We start from the raw sequence: 22,982 nt of genomic DNA, 5'->3' as shown, positions 1-22,982 counted from the left end.
GGCTGTTTACTGCTTAGCGGCCGCGGCGTTCGTTCGATGCCGGGGCAGACGCGCGGCGCGGCCCACTGCGGGCGGGACGGCCGGAGCCTCCGCCGTTCCCACCGTTGCCGGCCGAGTAGGAGCCGCCGGATGTTCCGCCGGTGTTGGAGGACCATACGGCCTTGCTGCCGCCGGTTGCACCTGCGGAGCGCTGGCCGGCTGCTCCTGCTGCCGCACGCTGGCCGGTCGCGGGGCGTCCGCTGCGCTGGCCGCCGGAAGCAGCCGGGCGGCCCGACGAAGCCGGGCGTCCAGTGCCGCCACGCGGAGCGTCACTGCGGGTTACGCGTGACTCTGCACGGCCGTCCGAACCGCGGCCAGCCGATGCACGGCCACCTGCCGCGGGGACGTCGTTGCGGTGCGTGGAGGCGGTGCCGCGGCCACGGTTGTTACGCCGTGCAGCGGCTGCTGCCACTGCGCGGTCCTCGTTCTGCTCGGCATTGCGGTCGAAGGCGGCGCGGGCTTCCGTGCGGCCTTCGAAGGCAACGGCACGGCGCTCGGCGCGGGGAACATCGGTCCGCGCTGCCTCGGGCGCCACCTTGCCGCGCCCGCCGCGGCCGCCACGGCCACCGGCAGACGGCGCAGCCTGGCGCCGTGCACGCTTACGCTCGGCGTTGGCGCCGGTGGAGGTGCCACCGCCCTGCCTGGACTTGGCGGCCAGCAGCGCAGCGCGGGTTCGTGGATCGATCTTGTCGGCCATTTCGCCTACCAGTTCGGCGACCAGCGGCGAGTTGGCGGTGACGCGCTCGAAGTTGACGTCCACGCCGGCAGCCTTCATCAGCTTCTTGACGTCGGACTGCTGCTCCGGCAGGGTCAGCGTGACCACGGTGCCGTCGGAACCGGCGCGGGCTGTGCGGCCTGAGCGGTGCAGGTACGCCTTGTGCTCGGTGGGCGGATCCACGTGGATGACCAGTTCGACGTCGTCGACGTGGACGCCACGGGCTGCGACGTCGGTGGCGACCAGGACGCGGACCTCGCCGGAGGAGAACTCGGCCAGGTTGCGGTCACGGGCGTTCTGCGAGAGGTTGCCGTGCAGGTCGACGGCGGGGATGCCGGCGTCGGTAAGGGTCTTGGCAAGCTTGCGGGCGTGGTGCTTGGTGCGCAGGAACAGCACCCGGCGGCCGGCGCCGGAGGCGAGCTCGACGATCAGCTGCTTCTTGACGGTCTGGTCGTTGACCACCAGCACGTGGTGCTCCATGGTGGTGACCGCGGCCTGTGATTCGTCCACCGCGTGGGTCAGCGGGTTGGACAGGTAGCGCTGGACGATCTTGTCCACGCCGTTGTCCAGGGTGGCAGAGAACAGCAGGCGCTGGCCCTGGCTGGGGGTCATGTCCATGAGCTTCTTGACCACCGGGAGGAAGCCGAGGTCGGCCATGTGGTCGGCCTCGTCCAGGACCGTGATCTCGACGCCTTCGAGGGTCAGGATGCGCTGGCGGATCAGGTCCTCCAGGCGGCCCGGGCAGGCGATGACGATGTCGACGCCGGCGCGCAGCGCCTTTTCCTGGCGGGCCTGGGAGATGCCGCCGTAAATCACGGTGGTGTTCAGGCCCATGGCCTTGGCCATCGGCTCAATGGTGGCGTTGATCTGGGTTGCCAGTTCACGGGTGGGTGCCAGGACCAGGCCCATGGGGCGGCCGGGCTTGCGGAAGTGCTTGGCTTCCCGCTCAGCGAGTCGTGCTACAAGCGGGATGGCGAAAGCAATGGTTTTACCGGATCCGGTCCGGCCGCGGCCCAGGACGTCACGGCCGGACAACGTGTCCGGGAGTGTCTTGACCTGGATGGGGAACGGCTCAACGATTCCCTGCGCGGAAAGGGTGTCTGCAAGGGCCTTGGGAGTACCGAGGGCAGCAAAAGTAGTCATGTAGTTTTTTACGGTCTTTCAGGCGGTATCCATGCGGATATCGGCCCCCGGTGCCGGTTGGACCAGGGGTTCGCCGAAGAAAAGTCAGGTGATCAACCGTGCCGCTGCAAATTAGGACAGCCGGCAGGGACCAAATGGAACGCGTTCATCGACGCAGGATGTGCCTCTCACATGAAGAAAGCCCACTCCCTGGAAAGGAACTCCAGATCCGGAGCGGGCGGGCATCACTGCACATCAAGTTCCTCCAGTCTACCATCCCCCGGCCCCGCATCCGCGCGCCGTTGCCTGCGGGGGCGCCGCGGGGCAGTGTTAACGCATGAGCGAACACCCGGGGCAGCGACAGGACATGCACCAAAATGAGGACCGCCCGCATGAAGCGCACGACGGCGGCGGCGGGCCGGAAGCGGCTGGTGGCGGCATAGATCCGGCAGCAGTCTGGGACGAGCGGTACCGCAGCAAAGCGCGGCTCTGGAGCGGGAAGCCGAACCCGCAGCTGGTCCGTGAAGCCGGCGGCCTGCATCCGGGAAACGCGCTGGAACTGGGCTGCGGCGAGGGTGCCGACGCCATCTGGCTTGCCCGGCAAGGCTGGTCCGTGACCGCCGTCGACGTTTCCGCCGTTGCCCTGGAACGGGCGCATTCCCACGAGCTGGCTGAGCTGGCGCGGGAAAGCGTGCACGCGTCGAACGGGGACATCCGCAGCAAGATCACGTGGCAACTGGCGGACCTCACGCAGTGGCAACCCGATGCTTCCTACGAGCTGGTGACCTCGCAGTTCCTGCATTCCCAGGAACTGGACTGGCGGATTCCGCTGCGCGCGGCCGCCGCAGCCGTCAAGCCGGGCGGAACCCTGTTGGTGGTGGGCCACCACCCGGACCGGCTTCCGCCCTGGGGCAGCGATCACCACAACCACCGGGACATGTTCTACACCGGTGACGACCTGGTCCGCGAACTAGGGCTTAACGGTCCCGACTGGCAAATTGAGGTCCTCACCAGCCGGGAGCGGCCGGTGACCGGTCCGGAAGGACAGGAAGCGACGATTGCCGACGTCGTCCTGCGCGCCACCCGCCTGCCCTGATCACCCAGGAGTTTTTGGGCAGATAACGCGACTTCCGGAGCCGTGGGGCCGTCGTAGCTGCCCAAAAACTCAGGAGTCAGGGGCGGTGACCCGTGGTGCCGCCAGTGCCGCGGCGGCACCGATCGCCGCGGTGAAGGCGAAGACGCCCGCGAAGGACTGGACCGCCGTCGTAAATGCCGCGAAGACGATCCCCGTGGCGGCCAGCGAAAGTGCCCCGCCGAGGGAGTCGGAGATGGACATGGCGGAGCTGTTGAAGCCCTCGTTGTCCTTGGTGGACAGCGCCAGGGTCATTACGCTCAGGCGCGGGTAGAGCAGGCCCATGCCGCCGCCCGCCAGGACCCACCCCCCTATGGCGACTGCGGCCGGCCAGTGCAGGGCCGTGGTGGCCAGGGCCAGGAGCACGGCGGCCAGAACCATCAGCGACCCCACCTGGACGGCGCGCAGGTCCGGCAGCCGGGAGCCGAGCCGGCCCTGCACGGCGGCGGCAGCGGCCCAGGCCAGCGCACCTCCGGTAAGGGTCAGGCCGGCCAGGGTGGGCGGGAACGCGTACTGGTCGATCAGCAGGTAGGGAAGATACACCTCCGCGCCGAAGAACGACGCCGACGCGAGCCCCCGTGCCAGGATCACGCTGGGCAGCCCACGGCGGGCAGTAAGGGTCCCGGCCGGCACCAGTGGCCGGACAGCCACCAGGGCAAGGACGACGGCGGCGCACGCCAGGAATGCGGTGGCGGCGGGAAAGGCAGGGATGCTGACGTCGGCGGAAAGGTTCAGGCCCAGCACGGCGAGCGCAGCCAGTGCCGCCCACCCCAGCCGGCCGAGGGCCCATGGCGGGGCGGTTACTTCCGAGCGGCCTGCTTCTCCCGGCTCGTTGAGGCCCCGCAATACCGGCACGATCATTGCCAGTGCCGGAATGACCAGGCCCACCACGCCCAGGAACACCCAGTGCCAGCTGAAGACCTGGGCCACCACGCCGGCCGCGAACGGTCCCACCAGCGACGGGACCACCCAGGCGGCCGAGAACGCAGCGAAGATCCTGGGGTGCAGCGGGCCGGGAAAGAACCGCGCCACCAGCACGTAAAGCGCCACGGTGAGGGCACCCCCGCCGAGCCCCTGGACCAGCCGGCCGGCCACGAGCATGGGCATGGAAGCCGAGGTGCCCGCAATCAGCAGGCCGGCCACGAACAGTGCCACCGAGGTGTAGAGCGGCATGGCGGGCCCGCGGCGGTCGGACCAGTTTCCAGCCCCCACCATGCCGATCACGCCGGTGGCCAATGGCCCGGCGAAGGCCAGGGCGTAGAGGTTTCCGCCGTTCAGCTCACGGCTGACCAGCGGCATGATGGTGGTCACGGCAAGGGATTCGAAGGCGGCCAGGAACACCAGGGCGCAGGTGCCGGCCGTTACCCAGAAGTACGGAGGCCGGAAGATCCCGGTGGCAGGGTGGGCGGCCGGAAGGGTGGAGTCCCGCACGGCGGTTCCTAGCCCACGTACCGGTTGCGGCCGGAGCGGTAACCGAAGACCGCCGCGAGCAGGCCGACCACCGTGAACAGGATTCCGGCGGGAACGAAGGACCCGGTGGCCTGATGCAGCTGCCCCACCATAAGCGTCCCCGTGGACCCCACCCCGTAGCCCACCCCCTGCATCATGCCGGACAGGTGGGCCGCGGTGTGGCCGTCGCGGGTGCGGAGCATGATCAGGGTCAGTGCACAGGCCGTGAGGCTTCCCTGTCCCAGCCCCAGCAGTCCGGCCCACACCCAGATCAGGTCCAGCGGGCCCAGGATGCTCAATACGAACCCGCCGCCGGTCATCAGCGCCACCACCGTGTTGATGGCGCGCTGGTCCCGCAACCTGGCGGCCAGCGCGGGCGCGAACAGGGAACCGAGCATCTGCAGCACGATGCACACCGCAACGATCAGCCCCGCGGTTGCCCCGTCAACGCCTCTCTCGCGAAGGATGGGCGCCAGCCAGGCGAACCCGCTGAAGGACATCATGGCCTGCAGCACCATGAAGAGGGTCACTTGCCAGGCAACCGGTGAGCGCCACACATTGACCCCGTCCCTGATCGACTGGTGCCGGACGCTCCCCTGCCGAACGGCGACGGGAAGGAACAAGAGAAGGACGACGGCGGCGGGCACCGCCCAGACCCACAGCGCCTTGGTCCACTCCCCCGTCGCCGTGTAGACCGGGTAGGTGAAGCCGGCTCCGAGCGCGGCGGAGGCACAGATGGCGGTGGTGTAGAGGCCGCCCATGAGCCCCAGCCGGTGGGGGAAGTCGCGCTTCACAAGGCCCGGGAGAAGCACGTTGCACAGCGCGATCGCCGCGCCGCAGGCTGCCGTGCCCACCAGGAGGGCAGGCAGGTGGCCGGCGCCGCCGGCCGCACCGGTATCCACCGGCCGCAGCAGCAGCCCCGCGGTCAGCAAGGCCATGGCCCCCAGCAGCACCCGCTCCGCGCCGAACCGGCGGGCAAGAACCGGGGCGATCGGGGCGAAGACACCCAGCAGCGTCACGGGAACCGTGGTCAGCACCACCACGGACCAGCCGGGCAGCGCCGCCTGGGAGGTCACCTCCGGCAGGACCGCAGAGAGGCTGGAAAAGACGCTGCGCAGGTTCAGGCCGATCAGGACCAGGCACACGCCCAGGTAGGCCAGAGCACGCCGGCTGCCAACCCGCGTGGGTTCCGCTGCCGGCAGCTCATCGATTTCGGCGTCCACCAGATTGCTGAGGTCCACCACGCTGCTGTCCGTCCCGGCCCCTCCCCGGACCTCCCCGGAGACTTCCCTTCGCCGCTGCTCCCTTGCCCCGGCATCCATCGCGTCCGTCATCCGCCCATTCTTGCAGCAGACCACTGCGGCGGGAGTTATCCACATAGGGCCCGGCCTATCTTCCGGTGCGTCGCGCAGCTTCGTACGTTGAAACCAGCCGCGGCCAAGCACACAGCCGCACCGACTAGCAGGAGCACCATGGAAACTACGCCGCCACAGGAACCCCGCCCCGCGCCCCCGGGCGGGACCAGTGCACCCTCCGACTTTGGGGGCCACTCTGACCAGCCGCCGCATGGCGTGCCCGGCAACGAGGGGCCCTCCAACAGAGGCCCGGGAAACAAAGGAGCCACCAGCCTGGTCCTGGCGATCCTTGCTCCTGCAAGCATGTTCCTCACCGGCCCGCTCTCCATGTTCGCCATGTTGATGACCTACCCGGACGAAGGCCCTTCCCCATGGCCGTGGGTAACTCCGCTGGTTCTGTTCAGCCTGCCTCTCCTTTTTGCCTCGCTCGCCCTGCGGCTCTCACTCCCCGCCATGAACCGGTCACTGCGCGGATCAGGCAACTGGTCCGCGGCAGCAGTTTCGCTCTGCATCTGCGGCCTGGTCTTCGCCCTGGCCTTGGGCCCGGCGCTCGACCTCATAGGAGTGTTCTAGTCACTCCGACCTCCCGCCGTCGCCGCAGCGCTATTCTGGAAGGGATGAGCGAATCCCCTGAAAACCCCCAGCAGCCGCATGTCCCCAGGCCTGTCACGCCCGGAACCCAGGCCTCCTTCGGCACCTACGGCGGCCGCCCTGTCAGCTTCGTGCGCCGCGGCACCCGGCTGCAGGGCCGGCGGCAGGCGGCCTGGGCCGAGCACGCCGAGCGCTGGGCCGTCAACGTTCCGCGGCACGTCGCCAACACCTCGGTCCACCCCGACTACACCTTTGACGCGGCGGCCGAGTTCGGCCGTAAGGCCCCGCTCATCGTCGAGATCGGCTCCGGCCTTGGCGACGCCATCTGCCATGCGGCGGAACAGAACCCGGACACCAATTTCCTGGCCGTGGAGGTCTACACCCCGGGGCTGGCCAACACCATCATCAAGATCAACAGCCGCGGCCTGGACAACGTCCGGGTGGTGGAGGCAAACGCCCCGGAAGTACTGGCCACCATGCTGCCCGAAGGATCGGTCAGCGAACTCTGGGTCTTTTTCCCGGACCCCTGGCACAAGTCGCGGCACCATAAGCGCCGCCTCATCCAGCCTGAGTTCGCCGGCCTGGCGGCCCGGGCGCTGAAGCCGGGCGGGCTGTTCCGGATCGCCACCGACTGGTCCAACTATGCCGTCCACGTGCGGGACGTCCTGGCGGGCTCGGAGGAGTTTGAGAACCTGCATACCGGCGAGCGCCGCGGGCCGGAAAGCCCCCTGACGCAGGTGTGGCAGTCCGGTGTCGAATCGGTGGTGGGCGGGGCCCCCGTCCGTGAGGGACGCGCACCCGTGAGCACAGAGCACACCGGGCCCAACGAAGGCGTAGACGAAACGGGCGGCTGGGCCCCCCGCTTCGAGGGCAGGATCAGGACCAGCTTCGAGGCGAAGGCCCACGAGGCAGGGCGGCTGATTTTCGATCTCTGCTATCGCCGCCGCTGACCACCGTATGGGCTGTCAGCCCACGCGGATGCCGCCCACGATCTCCTTGAGCATGTCCAGACGGGGTTCTGCCTCGGAGTTCAGGTAGGGCCAGATGACCACCACGCCAATGAACCGCCCGCTTTCCCACACGCCCACCGTCGCTGCAACCTTCGCCTGCCCGCCGTCGTCGTCATATCCCACGACGACGCCGTAGGCGGCCCTGCCGGGCAGGTTCAGCTCACCCTCTGCAAGGAGGGTGCCGCCGCGTTCCTCGAGGTAGAAGCCTGCCATCAGGTGGGCCCAGCCGTTGGCCTGCGGGGCATCCTGCACAGAGGTGTCGTCTTTGATCACGGTGACCAGGACGCCGCCCAGCAGGCCGTACTGCTCGCTGTTGGGCCCGGCGGTGGAATCATCCAGGACCTGGGTGTGCTCGGGAAAGTCTGCGGTGAAGCCCAGCGGGGATTCGATGTGCACTGACATGGGTTTCAGAGCCTCTCGAGCTTGGTGTCGTTGGGGACTTTATAGTACGTGGACACGTTGGTGGTGGACTGGTTCTCGGTCTTGACGTCCACCTCACCCACCTTCACATCGAACCCTGCCTCGTTCGTGGCAGTGACGACGGAGTTCACCTGGACGGTAGCGGAGCCGGCCTCGTACAGGCGGGCCGCATCGCGGGCGGCACCGGCATCATTTCCCAGGGCAACGTTGCGCAGGTAGCTGTCGATGACGGGCCGGTTCTCGGGTGTGTAGTCCACGTCGATCTTGACCGTGCCCTGGGTTCCGGCCGTCACGGTGGAATCGAACTTGGCGGCCTCGGACTTCACACCGGAGGTGACGCCCTGGGCGACGGTGCCGTCCATGGACACGGAGACGGAATCGATGTTGTTGCTCTTGTCCATTTTGACCTGCAGCCCGCCCTTGCCTGACGCTTCGAACACCCGGCCGTCCAGCTTGAGCTCACCCTGGGCTGAGACCTCGCCGCTGGCCGTGGAGGTACCGTCCGTGAGGTTCCGCTCGTACGCAAGGTCCAGCTTCGCGCCGCCGGACGCGGTGCCTGCTTCTCCGGAGGCATCAAGCGAGAACGTTCCCTTGGCCTTGTCCGTCTGCCCGGTGGAGCCGTTTGTCCTTTGCCGCATCGTTGATGGTGTCCAGGATGTATCCGGGCGGGTTCCCGGCCACATCCTTAATTTCACCGATGCTGTCCGGCGGAAGGTCCCGGTACATCTGTTCGCGGGCGGCCATGGCTTCCTCCACACTGGCGAACGTGAACTCGCGGGAGACCTCCCCGGTCAGCGTGGCACCCGCCGTTCCGGTGGCGTCATTGACGCCCAGGCCCATGTTTCCGTAGACCCTCATGGTGGCGGTGCCATCGGCGTTCTCCACCACTTCGGTCCCCACTTCGGCGCCGCCGTGGACCCACGCGACCCTGGCTTCGATGGAGGCCTTGCCCGTCTCCGAATAGACCGGGATGTCCGCCTTGGCCAGTTCCTGCAGGTGCTGCTTGGCCAACTGCTGAGCGGCCGCGGGGACGCCGCCATCCATGCGCATCAGGTCCTCGGCGAAAGGGCCATCGCTGCCTTCGCCCTCGATCAGGTATTTCCGGTCGGCATCGGACAGGCCGGCCCACCACTTTGCCTGCTCTTCCGGGCTGGCATTGAGCATCCGGTCCAGGCCGGACTCCAGCTCCCGGCGGTGTTCGGCCGCTGCCCTGGCTGCTTCAGCCTTTTCCTTGAACCACTCCCTGGCCTGCGCGGCCAGCGACGTAATCCGGTCCCACGCGGTGCTGCCGGAACCGCCCGCAGTGGACGCCTTTTCCTGCTCGTCGGCATGCTTCATCAGGATTTTTGAGTTCTCCCGCAGACTGGCCGCCACTTTGTCCAGGCTGGGCCGGTGGCTGGCGCTCCACTCCTGGCGGAAGCGTTCCCCGTCCCGGCCCTTCCACGGCGCGGACTGGATCTGGCTGTGCAGGGACCCTGCGCGGCTGCTAAGCAGCGACGCGGCCTGGTCCGCCGCCTTGGCCAGCGCCCGCAACTGGCTGATGTCTGCGCCGTAAAAAGTCATGGTTTCCCCCGGAAAAGAGTGCGGTACGTGTCGATCGCTGGTCCTTATGGTTGCACAGGTAACGGAGCCCGGCGATGGGGATCCCTCCCCATCGCCGGGGAGGGATCCCCATCGGCGCCGGCCCAGGGAGAAGCAGCGCGGCGCGGCTGTTCGGGATTACGCGAACCATGGGACGATTGCCCTGGTAAGAAGGGCACGCACACCAGCGCACCACCGCGCCTGTCCAAAGGAATGACAATCAAAAATGAATTGAAGCAGGTCGTTGACAAGGCCGAGGACGCCACGAATTCGCAGGCACTCGAGATTCTGGCCCGGTCCGGCTTTGCAGTCAGCGGCATCCTGCACCTGCTGGTGGGTGCCATCGCCGTGCGGCTGGCCATGGGCGGCACCGGCCATGCCGACTTCAGCGGCGCGGTGGCCGAACTGGCCACCATGCCTGTTGGCCCGTTCCTGCTGTGGGGCAGCTTCGCCGCCTGCACAGCGTTGTCGCTCTGGCAGGCCGGCGACGCCCTCTTCGACTTCAACCACCAGGCGACCAAGAGAAAGATCAAGAACAAGGCCAAGGCGACCTTGCAGGCGATCGTGTACGCCGTCCTTGCCCTCACCTTGTGGCACTTTGCAATGGGCACCGGCAATGGCGATGACAACCGCAAGGCCACCAGCGACTTCACCATTTCCATGATGGAGGCACCGGGCGGGGTGGCGCTGCTCGTCCTGACCGGCCTGGCAGTGGCGGTCACGGGGGTGGTGTACGGCATCCGAGGGCCGAAGAAGACCTTCGAGAAACAGTTACGGATGCCGGCCCCCGGACCGGCCAGGACTGCTGTGACAGCCCTGGGGGTGGCCGGCTACCTGGCCAAGGGGACGGTACTGCTGCTGGCCGGCCTGCTCATCGTCGTCGCCACGCTCAAGGAGCATCCAGAGGATTCCACCGGACTGGACGGCGGCCTGCGCGCCCTCCGCGACCAGCCCCTGGGCCCGTATCTCCTGGCTGCGGTGGGAGCCGGGCTGATCTGCTACGGCGCGTACATGATCATGCGCGCCCGGCTGGCCAAGATGACCAAGTAGCCGGCGGCAACGTGGTTAGGTTGAGCCATGCCCCAGGTACGTGCCGAACGCTTCATCCGCATCGATCCGGAGACTGCCTTCGCCTTCTCCCAGACCACAGGCAACTTCCGGCTTAAGTGGGACCCCTTCATTTCTGCCCAAGGCTTCCTTGACGGAGCGGACGCGCCGGGAAAAGGGGTCCGCACCCGCACCCGGTCGCGGCTTGGCCTGGCCATGGTGAGCCAGTACGTCTCCTACTCGCCGCCCCGGAACGTGGGCATGACCATGGTGTCCGGGCCGTGGTTCTTCACGAACTTCGGCGGTGGCTGGCGTTTCACCGCGGACGACGGCGGCACCCGGGCAGTCTGGAAGTACACCTTTTCATGCCGTCCGGCTTTGCTCCGGCCCGTAATGGAGCGGATCGGCAGTTGGCTGCTTGGCTACGAGATCGAGCGGCGGATCCAGGCCTTCGCCCGCGCCTGCGAGGACGAGGCGCTGGTGGCGGAGTTCAGGGCACTTAAACCCTAGGGGACCGTGATGACCGCCACGGCCCGCTGGGCGCCGTCGCGCAGCTCCACGCTGGAGATGCTGCCCAGCTGGATGGGCGTTGCCCCGGTGACCTTGACCTTTCCGCTGGGGGTGGCCGTCCAGGCGCAGGCCCGGTCCTCCCCGCCGGCACGGTCACGCACCCACAGCGAGAGCGTGCCCTCCGCCGGGAGGCTGCTGCCGCTCACCGCCAGCTCGGTTCCCCACGTCTTACGTGCCATGTCGATGTTGACCTGCAGCCCTCCCCCGGACGCCACGGAGTAGGCGGCGTCCGGCTGCGCCGGCCTGACGAGCAGGGGCCCCACCGCCAGTCCCACGGCCAGGCAGGCAGCGGCAACGGCGCCCGCCAGCGCTGCCCACCGCCGTCGTACTGTCCGACGGCGGTGTGCCAGTTCGTTGAAAAGGCGGGCCGGGACGCCCGCTGCGGGCGCTTCGCTGCCGCCGGGAATGCCAGCGAGCGCCACGGCGGCAGGGACGGGAAGGGAGTCGAGGAGCATGGGTACCTTCTCCAGCACCGCCAGTTCCTTCCGGCAGGTGCCGCAGTCCTGGAGGTGCGCCTCGAAGAGGGCTAGGTCGGCAGGTTCGAGGCCGCCCAGCACGTAGGCGCCCAGCAGGTGGTGCGGGTTGGTGTTCACCGTTCCACCCCCATTTCGTCCAGGATGGTGCGCAGTGCCCGGAGGGCGTAAAAGGCGCGGGATTTGACCGTTCCGCTGGGGACGTTGAGCTGGACGGCTGCCTCGTTGACCGTGAACCGGCGGTAATGCAGGGCCACCAGGACGTCCCGGTGTTCCTTGCTCAGCCGCAGCAGCGCTTCCTCCATCAGGACCCGGTTGAGCATCTCGTCAACGCGTCCCATCACCTCGGCGGGGTCGGTGAGGCCGCTCCCCAGCGCCTCCTGCGGGCGGCGCTGGCTCCGGCGGTAATTGTCGATCATGATGTTCCTGGCCGTGCGATACAGATAACTGCGGAAACTGCCGTTGACGTCCGGGGCGTGCTGCCAGACGCGGAGCACGGTTTCCTGGACCACGTCCTCAGCGAGTTGCGGATCCCGGGTGGCGCTGAGCACGAAACGGCGCAGGGCGCTGCCGTGTTCACGGTAGATGGCCTCCACCACGTCATCATCGAGCGGCATCCCACTCCTCCCGTCACTGCCCTGAGCGGAACGCACGGCATCCCTGGGCTCCCGGCTGTTATCACGTCGGGAAGCAGGAAACGGTTCAATCGCGGCTCCACAGCACACCTGTGAACCATTCTTTACCCGGAAGCGTCGTAGGGGTTAGCACCCGGTGATTCGACTGCGGGTGCCAGCCAACAAAGCACCAGCCGAGAAAATACACCAAGGAGCACACCATGAAGCACCATCTCGGGCCAGGCCTTGCCATCCTGGCCCTGGCGGCAGCCCTCACCGGCTGCGGCAACAGCACCGGCACAGCGCCGGCGGCCTCCAGTCCGGCCGCGGGAGCCGGCAGCAGCGCATCCAGCGCCACTTCTTCGGGCGCATCTTCGTCCAGTGCCTCCCCCACCTCGGCGTCATCGTCGCAGGCGGGCGCCGCCGTCGACCTCAAAACCGCGTCCTCATCGGCAGGGAACATTGTGGTGGACGCGAAGGGAATGAGCCTCTACTTCTTCACCAAGGACACCAAGGACTCCGGCACCAGCGCCTGCACCGGCTCCTGCCTGGTCCAGTGGCCGCCGCTGACCACCACCTCGGGTTCGCCCACGGCAGAGGGTGTGGGCGGGAAACTGGGCACCATCACCAACCCTGACGGGAAAAAGCAGGTGACGCTGAACGGCATGCCCCTCTATTACTTTGTGAAGGACACCAAGCCGGGCGACGTCCTGGGCCAGGGCGTCGGCGGCGTCTGGTACCTGTCGGACCCGTCGGGCGCGATGATCAAGGCAGCCGGCCAGGGCTACTAGGAAGGCGGTCCGCCCCTACCTCAGCGGAACGTCCGGGGCCTTACGCGGAAGCGGGATTTCGGTGGGCACAGGAACGGGCAGCTTCGGACCTTGTTCCAGGCCCTTCCTGACATCCTCCGGAACGGTGGCGGGCAGGGCCGGTTCCGCGGGGATCTCTCCCGGCTTTTGGGCGGCCGCGCCATGGCTGGGAGTGTTCCCGGGCCGCGCCGGGATGCTCGACGGCGTCGCGCCAGCGGGTGCCGAAGCCTGCGCGGGTGCCGCCGGGATGGCGTCCGGACCGCTGGTTGCCGGCGGCCGGGGCGCCGCGGGGAGGGGCGCAGGCACCTGCTTCGCGTCGTGGCCGGTGGGCCCCACGGTGGACCCTGCCACGAACGAGGTGACGGCGTGGTTCAGCTGGGTGAAGGATTCGCGGAACCCCTGGTCGGAGGCGGCGGCCACAGCACCACCGGCCGCGAGCGACGCGGCCACCGAGAAGGTGGTGAGCGTGATGCGGCGCTTCGTCTTGCGGCGGGCAGCAAGTTCATCTGCCGACTGGCCTGCGGGAAGCACCGACGTTGCCGTGGGTTCGGCGGCGGGACGCACCGCAGTGACGGCGGGGCGGGCAGTGGATCTGCCTGCCATCAGCGCTGCGACTTCGGCGGAGGGCTCCGGAGTCTCCGCCGCCAGGGCACGCAGGTTGGCCAGGGCGTGACGGAGCTGGCCGTCGTCGTCCATTCCTGCTTCCAGCAGGAGCTGGTTCACGGTCCCGTCGTTGCGGGGTCCTGCGGTATCACTCATGATTCGCCTGGTTTCTCTTGAGCGTTTGTGCCTTGAGGTTCTGCAGGGCCCGGCGCTGGAGCTGCTTGATTGCTCCGGCGCTCTTGCCCATGATGGTGGCCACTTGGTCAATGGACAGGTCCGCCACGACGCGCAGGGCCAGGACTTCCTGGTGTTCGCCGCTGAGCCCTTCCAGCATGGCCGAGGCTCCGCCGGTCAGTTCCACGGCGTCGTCCTCGGCGGACGGTGAGGTGCGGCCGTCCTGCTGGGGGTCGTACGGTGTCAGCTGTGGCCTGCGCTCCAGCCGGCGGTAGTGGTCCACCATGCGGGCGTGGGCGATAGAAAAGATCAGTGACTTGGCGCCTTGAAGGCCGCCGGTGAGGTTGCCGATTCGGGGATAGAAGGCCAGGAAGACATCCTGGGTGACAGCTTCGGGATCATCCAGTCCCCTCGCCTTGAGGTACCCCTGCACCGGGCCCGCAAAAATTCGATAGGCAGCCGCGAACAACGCGGCCGGATCTGTTCCGGTTGCGTTGTCGAATATGTCGATCTCTTCTTGAACCAAAGTGTCTAGCACCAGCGGCTCCTCCATCCCGGGGTCCGGCCTGCGCCTGGTCCCGGTTTCCGGTACGGACTGCCAGTCCCCGTGGTCTTCCAACTGCCTCTTTGCGGGGCTTTCCAGGGGTGCCCTGCCCAAGCGCCCTTGCCCGGTTGGCCGGACTGCGGCCGCAGCATAGCCGCGGCCGCAGTCCAGACTAGCCAATCTGCCTTAGCGGGCCGAAACTGACGGCGCGTGAACGGTGTTGCCGCCAGCGGCAGGAACGGCAGGAACGGCGGGAACGGTGGTCGCGCCGTCGACGCCCGGGACGGCCGGAACTGCGGGAACGGCGGGAGCGGACGGAACCTCAGGCTTTTCAACCTCGACGGAAGCGGAACCCTTGGACTCGGTGCCGGCCTTGGCTGCGGCGTCGGCCTTGGCCACGACGTCGGTGCAGTAGCCGTCGATGTTCGCCTCACCCTGAGCTGCGATGGACAGCGAGGAGAACGCCTTGGAGGAAGCGTCCAGTCCGCCGTGGGTGTAGGCGGTGCAGAGGCCCAGGGCTGCGGGGCCGGCGGCGTCAACGGCAGTGTTGGCTGCTGCAGAAGCGGTTGCGTCAGCGGTAACCTTCTCGTCGGAGGCAGCAGCGGCACCGGAAGCGCTGGCGGAGGCATCGGCGTCGGCAGTCTTCAGTGCGTCGGTCACAGCTTCGGTGGCCGTGGGAGCCGGGGTGGCCTGGGCATCAGCCGCCGCTTCGGCTGCGAGCGTGGGGGCGGGTGCGCCAAAAAGCTCGTGGGCGGTTTGCTGGGCCTGGGTGGGGAGGACGCCCGAGACGGCAGCGGCGCCGGTTCCTCCCACTGCCAGGGTTCCGGCAGCCAGGACTCCGGCGGCAACTTTGCTGGTGGCGAGAACGGTGAACACAGACATTTAACTTCTCCAAAACCTAGACAACACATCAGAGTGGGCCCGCCGTGCGGGCCCATCACGGACTACATCGCCTGCGGTCGCGGAAAGGTTACGGGTGTTCGGAATTTCTTTTCCCCGGTAATCAGGGCCGCCGGCGTCTCCCCCGCGACCGGCCACCAGGTTCTTGGGTCTGCGCGGGCCGAACTAAGATGGATCAGATAACCACCCACCGGACCCTGCTCCGCCGTGACCTGCCGAAAGTAGCGCGTACATGCCATCCCAACCGGACGAAAGTGCGGATCTGGCGATACAGACACCCGCCATCAGCGACCGCTCGCTGGCGGGCCGGGCTGGCGTATGCCATGGCGAGCAGGGTTTCGGGCATATCGTTCGACGGCGGCACCGGGCTCATGCTGGGGAAGGTCCGGGGCGGTGCGGAGGTTCCTTACTCCACCACGGCCAAGCTGGTCCGGAAGGCGGGCGGCTGGAGCTGCACTGTAGGCGTGTGCAGCTGCCCGGTCCGCAAGGACTGCAAGCATGTGGCGGCCCTGCTCTTCGCCGCCGAGGACAACCCGTCCATCCGGGTGCAGCTGCTGGCGCCGTCCGCTTCCACACAGGTGTCGCGTGCACCTTCCGCCGCCCTCTCCGACTGGGAGCAGGCCCTCAGCCCGCTGATCTCCCAGCCCGGTTCCGCCCCCTCCACCAGCGGCGTTCCCCTGGCCCTGCAGTTTGAGGTGGAGGAACCGCCTCCGCATTTCTCCTACACCGGCCGCCGGGACCCGGTGCGCGGCGTGCGGCAGCTCAAGGTCCGGCCCGTGATCATGGGCGCCAAGGGCAAGTGGATCCGGGGTGACGTTTCCTGGAACACCCTGAACTACCTGAACTTCCGGCGCGAATCGAACCAGGCGCACGTGGAGTGGCTGCAGGAGTTCCTGGCCGGCCATTCCTCCTCGGCCAGCCGGATGCACAACTCTGCGGGCCTGTGGCTGAGCCTGAACTCCTACGCGGGGAAGAACTTGTGGGGCCTGTTGGCCGAGGCGAGGAAGATCGGGCTCGCCCTGGTCCACTCGCGCGGCACCGAGCCGGTCCGGCTCGCCGAAGCCCCCGCCGCCGTCGGGCTCTCCCTGAGCCGGTACGGCGCCCCGGTGACTGAACCTTCCACGGCGGACCCCGGCGCAAAGGCCAAGGACGAGGCGTCCGACGGCGGGCTGGAGCTTTCCCCCACCATCACCGTTGAAGGCGAAGAGGTTGATCCGGCGTCCGTTGGCACGATCGGCAGGCCCGCGCACGGCCTGTTCTTCACATCCGGCGAGGCGGCGCTGCCCGGCGTCCCCGACCCCGACGGCACCATCACGCTGGCGCCGCTGGAGAGCGGGCTGAGCGAGGAGCTGCTGGCGTTTGTCACGGCCGCAAGCACCCTGCACATTCCGGCACGGGACGAGTCGCGGTTCCTGACGGGCTTCTACCCCAAACTGAAGCAGACGGCGCGGGTCACGGCGCGCGACAAGTCCGTGGAGCTGCCCGAGCTGGCCGTCCCCACCCTGTCGCTGCTGGCCAATTACGGCGCGGACCACCGGGTGCGGCTGCACTGGGAGTGGCACTACAAGACCGGCAAACTGGTCACCGCGCAGCCCCTGTGGCGGCACCCCGGCGACCAGGGCTACCGCGATGACACCGCGGAGACCCGCATCCTGGAAGGCGTGGGGCACCCGTGGGACGTGGTGCCCGCCCTGGGCGAGTCCGCCACGGGCGGCTGGGGCACCCCCCGGCTGGCAGCCTCCGCCGAACTGACAGGCCTGGACACCCTGGCCTTCACGGAGGAAGTGCTGCCCCGGCTGCGCGAAGCACCAAACGTGGACGTGGACACGGCCGGTGAGATGGCCGACTACCGTGAAGCCGAAGACGCACCGGTGGTTTCGATCTCCACCAAGGCCACGGAACAGCGCGACTGGTTCGATCTGGGCATCCAGATTTCCCTGGAAGGCCAGCCCGTGTCCTTCGCTGCCGTGTTTTCCGCCCTGGCCGCCGGCCAGACCAAGATGCTCCTGCCCAGCGGCGCCTACTTCTCCCTGGACCTGCCGGAGCTGCACCAGCTGCGGGCGCTGATCGAGGAAGCCAGGTCGCTGCAGGACAACAAGGACGCGCCGCTGCAGATCAGCCGGTTCCAGGCAGGGCTGTGGGACGAGCTGGCGCAGCTGGGCATCGTGGACGAGCAGGCCGCGGCCTGGCGGTCCGCGGTGGGCGGCCTCCTTGAAGGTGGAGTGGACGGGCTGCCGCTGCCCTCCTCCCTCAACGCCGAGCTGCGCCCGTATCAGCTGGAAGGCTATAACTGGCTCAGCTTCCTGTACAAGCACGGGCTGGGCGGCGTCCTGGCCGACGACATGGGCCTGGGTAAAACCGTCCAGGCGCTGGCATTGATGTGCGCGGCGAAGGAGCATGCAGCGGCGGCTCCGTCCCCCGCTGCGTCCCGGGACCAGGCCGACGGCGGCGCTGCCGCCGGCGCTGATGGCCGGCCCGCCGCCGTCGCGCCCTTCCTGGTGGTGGCCCCCACCAGCGTGGTGGGCAACTGGGCCGCCGAAGCCGCGCGCTTTGCCCCTGGCCTTACCGTGCGGACGGTGGGCGAGACGTTCGCCAAGAACGGCCAGGACGTGGCGGGGGCACTTGCGGGGGCCGACGTCGTCATCACCTCCTATGCCTTGTTCCGCATCGATTACGAGGCCTACGCCTCCCACACCTGGGCGGGGCTGGTGCTGGATGAGGCGCAGTTCGTGAAGAACCACCAGTCCAAGGCCTACCAGTGCGCCCGGAAGCTCCCGGCCGCGTTCAAGCTGGCCATCACGGGCACCCCGCTGGAGAACAACCTCATGGAGTTCTGGGCTTTGACGTCCATCGTGGCGCCGGGCCTGTTCGCCAGCCCCAAGCGCTTTGCCGAGTACTACCAGAAGCCGGTGGAGAAGAACGGCGACAAGGGGCAACTGGAGAAGCTCCGGCGCCGGGTCAGGCCGCTGATGATGCGGCGCACCAAGGACCAGGTGATCAAGGACCTGCCCCCCAAGCAGGAGCAGATCCTGGAAGTGGTGCTGAATCCGCGGCACCAGAAGGTGTACCAGACGCACCTGCAGCGCGAGCGGCAGAAAATCCTGGGCCTGATCGAGGACGTCAACAAGAACCGGTTCACCATCTTCCAGTCCCTGACGCTGCTGCGTCAGCTCAGCCTGGACGTATCACTGGTGGATCCGGCGCTGTCCGCGGTCCGCTCCAGCAAGCTGGACGTCCTGTTCGAGCAGCTCGATGACCTGGTGGCCGAGGGGCACCGCGCGCTGATCTTCAGCCAGTTCACCGGGTTTCCTGGGGAAGGTCCGGGAGCGGCTGGACGAGGAGGACATCGAGTACTGCTACCTGGACGGCAGCACCCGGAACCGCGCCGACGTGGTCAGTGAATTCAAGAACGGCAGCGCGCCGGTGTTCCTGATTTCGCTGAAGGCCGGTGGCTTTGGGCTGAACCTCACCGAGGCCGACTACGTGTTCCTGCTCGATCCGTGGTGGAATCCTGCCTCCGAGGCGCAGGCGGTGGACCGGACGCACCGGATCGGCCAGGCGCGGAACGTGATGGTGTACCGGCTGGTGGCCAAGGACACCATCGAGGAAAAGGTCATGGCGCTGAAGACCCGGAAGTCGCAGCTCTTTGCGGACGTCATGGAGGGCGAAGCCCTGGCCGGCGGGGCGATCACCGCCGAAGACCTGGCGGGGCTGTTCAAGGAGTAAGGCCCCCGGCCCTGCCCTCCCCCGGTTTCGACCCACTTTTGCAGATTCGACGCGCAGGTTCCTTTTGCGCGACCCGGATATCCGTAGCGCCCGGGAATGTGCGCAGCGAGGATGGATAAGCGCGTCGGGAAACGCGACCTATGCTGGTATCCAACGCAAAAGTACAACGTTGGAGAAGACGTGCCGCAGCAGCATCAAACCGATGAAACACCAGCAACCATTCCTCCCCTGCGCCCCGACGCCTTCCGGATGCCGTACCGGGACCCCGTCTGGGACGGCCCCACGGATCCGGTCCTCGTCGCCGACCACCTCAAGGGCGAGTGGGTCCTCTTGTACACCCAGCGCCGCGCCACCGCGCCGGGACTGGCGGGGGTTGAATGGGTGCACGGGACCGGCATCGGCGCAGCGAGGTCTTCCGACGGCGGCGCCACCTGGCGCTACCAGGGCACCGTGGAGGGTCTCACCCCGCCGGGAACGGAACTGCCGGCAACCCTGTGGGCGCCCGACGTCGTACGCATTGGGGACCAGTGGATCATGTACCTTACGGTCCTGGGCGGCCGGCGGACCGACTGGACCGGACAGGCTGACATCGTCCAGTTTGCCAGCCAGGACCTGGCGAACTGGGAGTACCTGGGCCGCATCGACCTGGACTCACCGCGCGTGATCGACGCCGCGGTCGCCCGGTGCGGGGACGGCCGGTACCGGCTCTGGTACAAGGACGAGGCCCGCGGTTCCAACACGTACAGCGCGGTCAGCGACACACCTGGCGACCCGTCGTCGTGGACGCTGGAGGGTGTCGCGATTGCGGGGAGGCCCCATGAAGGACCCAAGGTGTTCCGGCTCGGCGGCAGCTACTGGATGATCGTGGACGAGTGGCGCGGCCAGGGCATCTACCGCTCCGGGGACGCAACCGGCGGCTGGGTCCGGCAGGAGCACCTTGGCGGCCTGGTCCTCATGGCGCCGGAGACCGTGGACGGAAGGGCCGTCGTCGGGCGCCATGCGGACGTGGTGCCCCTTCCGGACGGGACGTCCGGGGAAACGTCCGACGGCGGCACGCAGCGTGCGCTGTTGGTGTACTTCACGCATCCCTACTGGGGCGGCGAGGACATCGACACGATGGCGCCGGACCCGCGCATCCGGCTCAGCCACGTCCGGGCGGCTGTGCTGGAAGTGCGCGACGGAAACCTGGTGTGCATCGAGCATTAGCTGCGGGGCATGACGAAGGGCGTGCACCGGGCGCCGTCCCCAGCCGACGGGCGCCCGGCAGCTTTCGTTAGACCCGCTGCGGGGAACCGAGTTCCACCGGGTCCTCGTCCGTCAGGTACGCCAGCTCGGAGTGCGCTGCGAGGTCGATGCCGCGCAGTTCGTCCTCGGGCTTGATGCGCAGGCCGATGGTCTTGTCCAGGACCTTGGCCAGGATCCAGGTAATCCCGAAGGAGTAGGCCAGCACACTGACGGTGGCGATCGCCTGGACGCCCAGCAACTCGAACCCGCCGCCGTAGAACAGGCCGCTGACCCCGTTGGGGGCGGCGTCGGTGGCGAAGAGGCCGATCAGCAGGGTCCCCAGGATGCCGCCCACCAGGTGTACGCCCACGACGTCCAGGGAATCGTCGAAACCGAGCCGGAATTTGAGTTCGATGGCCAGTGAGCAGACGGCCCCGGCAATCGCGCCGATGGCCACGGCACCGAGCGGGCTGACCGCACCACAGGCCGGAGTGATGGCCACCAGCGCGGAGATCAGGCCGGATGCGGCGCCCATGCTGGTGGCTGCGCCGTGGCGGACCCGCTCCACGAGGGCCCAGGCAAGCAGGCCGGCGGACGCGGCGACTGCCGTGTTAAGGAAGACCACCGACGCCGACTGGCCGGCGGAGAGCGCGGAACCGGCGTTGAAGCCGAACCAGCCAACCCAGAGCAGGCCGGCACCCACCAGCACCAGCGGCCGGCTGTGCGGCTTGGCGTGTTCCACCTTGGGCCAGCCGGAGCTCTTGCCGAGGACCAGTGCCAGGGCCAGCGCTGCGGCGCCGGCATTCATGTGGACCGCGGTACCGCCGGCAAAGTCGATGGCCTTGATGCCGTTGGCGATCCAGCCACCCATCGTGCTGCCGTCCGCGGAGTTGAAGGCGAACACCCAGTGCGCGATGGGGAAGTACACGATCGTGGCCCAGATGCCGGCGAACAGCATCCAGGCGCCGAACTTCATGCGCCCCGCAGCAGCCCCGGCAACCAGTGCCGTGGTGACGCAGGCGAAGAACAGCTGGAATGCGGCAAACAGGATCACCGGGATGGACGCCGAGTCATCCTTGGCCAGCAGCTGGCCCATGCCGGGGAATTCGGTGACGTCACCGATCAGCCCGAGGCCGCCCACCGAGTTGCCGAAAGCCATGGAGTACCCGAACAGTGCCCAAAGGACGGCCACCAGGCTGGCGCCGCCGAAGCACATCATCATCATGTTGAGGATGCGGCGCGACCCCACCATGCCCCCGTAAAACAGGGCCAGGGCGGGGATCATCATGCACACCAGCGCTGAGCTGGCCAAAATCCAAGCGACATTTCCCGAATCCATGGGAAACCCCTTTCAAGATGCGAAGAGAGAACGGTAAGTTGCCGTCAGAGCCGCTCTGCGGAGGGACGTGGACGGAGACACCACGTTCAGCGGAGGGGCGGCTGGTGCCGTCTGGTTCCAACTGTATGGCGGCGATTTTTGGGTGGGTTTCGGATGTGTTAAATGGTGGTTTCAGTCGTCCACTGGCCAGTTTCAGGCGTCCCGCCACTCGCAGCAGTTACGCGTGCGTCACGCAGGGCAGGTTTTAGGGAACCGCACGACGGCGGGTGGCCGGGATTGCAGGGGCAGCACCAGTAGCCTGCACCGAAAGTATGCCCTGGGTGACGGTGGACCGGGCTCCTGCGCCTTGGATGCATGAACGACTCCCCATCCTTGCCCCACCTGAGCGGCGGCTAAGCTGAAAAACCCACACGCCGGAACAGACCAGGGCCCCGCCCGCGGAAGGACACATCGGAATGGCTCGAGCCACCGTGCAGGACGTCGCCAAGACCGCGGGGGTGTCCGTCGGCACGGTCTCGCGCGTACTCAACGGAAGTCCGGCAGTGAGCGCATCGAGCAGGGAAAAGGTGGCAGGAGCAATCCGGGAGCTCAACTACCGGCCGCTCGCCTCCGCCCGCGACCTGCGCCGCGACCGGACCATGCGCATCCTGGCCCTCTCCAAAAACCTTGAGTCCCCCATCATCAGTGAAGCATTCCGCGGGGTGGGCGACGCCGCGGCGCTGTCCGGCTACGTCAGCCTCATTGCCCCCACGTCCGGGAGCCTGGAACGGGAGCAGCAGCTCGTGGACATGCTCCGGAACGGATCCGTGGACGGGTTGATCCTTTTTTCGCCCACCATGCCCGATGCCGAGATTGAGTCACTCGCCACCCAACTGAGCGTCGTCCAACTGTGCGAGGTAGCGGAGTCGGAAGCAGCCTTCGGTGTATCCATAGACGACCGGCAGGCCGCATCCGACATCACGCGGCACCTCATCAGGACCGGCGCCCGGCGGCTTGCCATGATTGGCAACCGGGCGGCCCGCTCGGGGAGGCTGCGCGAACAAGGGTTCCGCGAAGCCCTGTCCGAGGCAGGCCTGGACGCGGCACAGAGCCTTTTCGCCAACGGTGACTTCGACTTCCATGCCGGGCGGAGCCTTACCAGGGAACTCCTCGCCGCGGACCACCTGCCTGACGCCGTATTCTGCGGCAGCGATACAGTGGCGGCCGGATGCGTCCGCGAAATTACTGAGGCAGGGTTACGGGTCCCGGACGACATTGCCGTGGCGGGTTTCGACGACTCAATACAGGCGGAAATGTGCGTCCCTGAACTGACCACCATCAGGCAGCCGGCTTATGACATGGGCCAACTCGCCTTTAAGGCGCTATTGGACCGGATGACAGAGCCGGGCGCGCACCGCCGCGGCAGGACGTTCCTCCCGCACGAACTGGTGGTTCGCGGCTCCACCAAAAGCTAAGAGGTTGACAGTCCCGCGCAGCCGCTGACAGACTTTTGGAATCGATTCCAAATGTCACCCTTGCACACAACCCGCATTCGTCATCGATTCC

General features: G+C 67.8%; 20 protein-coding genes and 1 pseudogene. 9 read left to right on the top strand and 12 right to left on the bottom strand.

Features of this window, described 5'->3' with window-relative positions; all coding sequences use genetic code 11:
- Positions 1 to 13: 13 nt before the first annotated feature.
- Positions 14 to 1,897 (bottom strand): DEAD/DEAH box helicase, encoded by a 1,884-nt coding sequence (locus tag QFZ57_RS06935; RefSeq protein WP_306899030.1) that lies wholly within the window; start codon positions 1,895 to 1,897, stop codon positions 14 to 16.
- A gap of 316 nt (positions 1,898 to 2,213) precedes the next feature.
- Between QFZ57_RS06935 and QFZ57_RS06930 the strand changes: the two genes are divergently transcribed.
- Complete coding sequence (locus QFZ57_RS06930; protein WP_306899028.1) at positions 2,214 to 2,972, top strand: class I SAM-dependent methyltransferase; 759 nt, start codon at positions 2,214 to 2,216, stop codon at positions 2,970 to 2,972.
- A gap of 69 nt (positions 2,973 to 3,041) precedes the next feature.
- Here the strand turns inward: QFZ57_RS06930 and QFZ57_RS06925 are convergent, their stop codons facing one another.
- Entirely contained in the window at positions 3,042 to 4,439 is a 1,398-nt protein-coding gene (locus tag QFZ57_RS06925) for an MFS transporter (protein ID WP_306899026.1), read from the bottom strand.
- An 8-nt stretch (positions 4,440 to 4,447) separates the two neighbouring features.
- Positions 4,448 to 5,791: an MFS transporter gene (locus tag QFZ57_RS06920; RefSeq protein ID WP_306899024.1), complete on the bottom strand. Its 1,344-nt coding sequence runs from the start codon at positions 5,789 to 5,791 to the stop codon at positions 4,448 to 4,450.
- Between the two features lie 138 nt (positions 5,792 to 5,929).
- On the opposite strand from QFZ57_RS06920, the gene QFZ57_RS06915 reads away from it, so the two are divergent.
- Positions 5,930 to 6,385 (top strand): hypothetical protein, encoded by a 456-nt coding sequence (locus tag QFZ57_RS06915; RefSeq protein WP_306899022.1) that lies wholly within the window; start codon positions 5,930 to 5,932, stop codon positions 6,383 to 6,385.
- A 44-nt stretch (positions 6,386 to 6,429) separates the two neighbouring features.
- Positions 6,430 to 7,353: a tRNA (guanosine(46)-N7)-methyltransferase TrmB gene (gene trmB, locus QFZ57_RS06910; RefSeq protein WP_306899020.1), complete on the top strand. Its 924-nt coding sequence runs from the start codon at positions 6,430 to 6,432 to the stop codon at positions 7,351 to 7,353.
- Between the two features lie 15 nt (positions 7,354 to 7,368).
- On the opposite strand, the gene QFZ57_RS06905 is transcribed toward trmB, so the two are convergent.
- The 3 genes from QFZ57_RS06905 to QFZ57_RS06895 are packed head-to-tail and all read right to left on the bottom strand — an operon-like array spanning position 7,369 to position 9,396.
- Positions 7,369 to 7,815: a hypothetical protein gene (locus QFZ57_RS06905; protein WP_306899018.1), complete on the bottom strand. Its 447-nt coding sequence runs from the start codon at positions 7,813 to 7,815 to the stop codon at positions 7,369 to 7,371.
- Between the two features lie 5 nt (positions 7,816 to 7,820).
- Positions 7,821 to 8,471 carry a hypothetical protein gene (locus tag QFZ57_RS06900; RefSeq protein WP_306899016.1) on the bottom strand — a complete coding sequence of 217 codons (651 nt, stop codon included), beginning with the start codon at positions 8,469 to 8,471 and terminating at the stop codon, positions 7,821 to 7,823.
- Positions 8,407 to 9,396 (bottom strand): hypothetical protein, encoded by a 990-nt coding sequence (locus tag QFZ57_RS06895; RefSeq protein ID WP_306899014.1) that lies wholly within the window; start codon positions 9,394 to 9,396, stop codon positions 8,407 to 8,409. Before QFZ57_RS06895 ends, QFZ57_RS06900 begins: the two co-directional genes overlap by 65 nt.
- A 249-nt stretch (positions 9,397 to 9,645) precedes the next feature.
- Here QFZ57_RS06895 and QFZ57_RS06890 point away from each other — a divergent pair, with 249 nt between their 5' ends.
- Together QFZ57_RS06890 and QFZ57_RS06885 are read left to right on the top strand one after the other, a co-directional pair.
- Positions 9,646 to 10,464 (top strand): DUF1206 domain-containing protein, encoded by an 819-nt coding sequence (locus QFZ57_RS06890; protein WP_306899012.1) that lies wholly within the window; start codon positions 9,646 to 9,648, stop codon positions 10,462 to 10,464.
- Between the two features lie 27 nt (positions 10,465 to 10,491).
- Positions 10,492 to 10,971, top strand: coding sequence for an SRPBCC family protein (locus QFZ57_RS06885; protein WP_306899010.1), 480 nt, complete (start codon positions 10,492 to 10,494; stop codon positions 10,969 to 10,971).
- On the opposite strand, the gene QFZ57_RS06880 is transcribed toward QFZ57_RS06885, so the two are convergent.
- On the bottom strand, positions 10,968 to 11,624 hold the full coding sequence (locus QFZ57_RS06880; RefSeq protein ID WP_306899008.1) for an anti-sigma factor family protein: 657 nt from the start codon (positions 11,622 to 11,624) through the stop codon (positions 10,968 to 10,970). The genes QFZ57_RS06885 and QFZ57_RS06880 overlap by 4 nt on opposite strands.
- Entirely contained in the window at positions 11,621 to 12,121 is a 501-nt protein-coding gene (locus QFZ57_RS06875) for a sigma-70 family RNA polymerase sigma factor (RefSeq protein WP_306629707.1), read from the bottom strand. Before QFZ57_RS06875 ends, QFZ57_RS06880 begins: the two co-directional genes overlap by 4 nt.
- A 218-nt stretch (positions 12,122 to 12,339) precedes the next feature.
- Between QFZ57_RS06875 and QFZ57_RS06870 the strand changes: the two genes are divergently transcribed.
- The gene (locus QFZ57_RS06870; protein WP_306629706.1) at positions 12,340 to 12,909 is read left to right on the top strand and encodes a COG4315 family predicted lipoprotein; all 570 of its coding nucleotides are present in this window, start codon (positions 12,340 to 12,342) and stop codon (positions 12,907 to 12,909) included.
- A 15-nt stretch (positions 12,910 to 12,924) separates the two neighbouring features.
- On the opposite strand, the gene QFZ57_RS06865 is transcribed toward QFZ57_RS06870, so the two are convergent.
- The 3 genes from QFZ57_RS06865 to QFZ57_RS06855 all read right to left on the bottom strand — a co-directional run bounded on the left by QFZ57_RS06865 (position 12,925) and on the right by QFZ57_RS06855 (position 15,130).
- Complete coding sequence (locus tag QFZ57_RS06865) at positions 12,925 to 13,686, bottom strand: hypothetical protein (protein ID WP_306899005.1); 762 nt, start codon at positions 13,684 to 13,686, stop codon at positions 12,925 to 12,927.
- Complete coding sequence (locus tag QFZ57_RS06860) at positions 13,679 to 14,257, bottom strand: RNA polymerase sigma factor (protein WP_306901547.1); 579 nt, start codon at positions 14,255 to 14,257, stop codon at positions 13,679 to 13,681. Before QFZ57_RS06860 ends, QFZ57_RS06865 begins: the two co-directional genes overlap by 8 nt.
- A gap of 177 nt (positions 14,258 to 14,434) precedes the next feature.
- Positions 14,435 to 15,130: a protein tyrosine phosphatase gene (locus QFZ57_RS06855; protein ID WP_306899003.1), complete on the bottom strand. Its 696-nt coding sequence runs from the start codon at positions 15,128 to 15,130 to the stop codon at positions 14,435 to 14,437.
- A gap of 250 nt (positions 15,131 to 15,380) precedes the next feature.
- Between QFZ57_RS06855 and QFZ57_RS06850 the strand changes: the two are divergent.
- A pseudogene (locus tag QFZ57_RS06850) lies at positions 15,381 to 18,874 on the top strand (DEAD/DEAH box helicase).
- Positions 18,875 to 19,054: 180 nt separating this feature from the next.
- Complete coding sequence (locus tag QFZ57_RS06845) at positions 19,055 to 20,080, top strand: glycoside hydrolase (protein WP_306899001.1); 1,026 nt, start codon at positions 19,055 to 19,057, stop codon at positions 20,078 to 20,080.
- A 67-nt stretch (positions 20,081 to 20,147) separates the two neighbouring features.
- On the opposite strand, the gene QFZ57_RS06840 is transcribed toward QFZ57_RS06845, so the two are convergent.
- Positions 20,148 to 21,437 carry an ammonium transporter gene (locus QFZ57_RS06840; RefSeq protein ID WP_306629701.1) on the bottom strand — a complete coding sequence of 430 codons (1,290 nt, stop codon included), beginning with the start codon at positions 21,435 to 21,437 and terminating at the stop codon, positions 20,148 to 20,150.
- A 455-nt stretch (positions 21,438 to 21,892) separates the two neighbouring features.
- On the opposite strand from QFZ57_RS06840, the gene QFZ57_RS06835 reads away from it, so the two are divergent.
- Positions 21,893 to 22,891: a LacI family DNA-binding transcriptional regulator gene (locus QFZ57_RS06835; RefSeq protein WP_306898998.1), complete on the top strand. Its 999-nt coding sequence runs from the start codon at positions 21,893 to 21,895 to the stop codon at positions 22,889 to 22,891.
- Positions 22,892 to 22,982 lie beyond the last annotated feature (91 nt).

It is taken from the genome of Arthrobacter sp. B1I2 (assembly GCF_030816485.1).
GTDB lineage: Bacteria > Actinomycetota > Actinomycetes > Actinomycetales > Micrococcaceae > Arthrobacter.
This window is presented reverse-complemented; position numbering and strand designations above follow the sequence as displayed.